Annotated in this window: 1 protein-coding gene; it reads left to right on the top strand. The window is 44.3% G+C overall.

The window, feature by feature from the left end:
• Nucleotides 1–517, top strand: a 517-nt coding sequence (locus ACFINO_RS11635; RefSeq protein WP_375656012.1) for a hemagglutinin repeat-containing protein, incomplete at both ends; no start/stop codon positions are given.

The following is a 517-nucleotide window of genomic DNA, read 5'->3' as shown; positions in this document are numbered from 1 at the left end:
TGTTTCGGCGGATCGTGATGTCAACATTGATGCCGGCAATAATATCACCCTATCAGAAAGCTATGATACCTCTAACGGCAAAGAGACACATGAAAAGTCTTTTGCTGGTGTGACAGGCTCTGTCAATGTGGGTATTCTTGGTACAGTAAAAGATGTAAAGGATGCAGCCAAACGTTTTGGTCATGGGGATACAAAACACAAAATCGGCAATGGTCTTATTGCTGGTCTAAAAGGCTATGATCTCTATAGCAAAGGCAAAGGTCTTTATAATGAGATGAAGGGTGGAAACCTTAAACAGTCTATTCGTGATATTGCTGATGTTTCTGCTAGCGTAACCGTGGGCTTTAAGACAGAGAAGGCAGAAGCCTCTGTTCAGACCTCTACAGCGGTAACAGGTACAATAGAAGCAGGACGCGCTGTTAATATGCAAGCCCACAAAGGCAGCATCCATGGTGTTGGAGCCGATATTATTGCCGGTACAAACCCGATGCAAAGCAATGATGAACAGAGCGGGAAT

The organism is Bartonella sp. AA83SXKL (assembly GCF_042196965.1).
Taxonomy (GTDB): Bacteria; Pseudomonadota; Alphaproteobacteria; order Rhizobiales; family Rhizobiaceae; genus Bartonella.
This window is presented reverse-complemented; position numbering and strand designations above follow the sequence as displayed.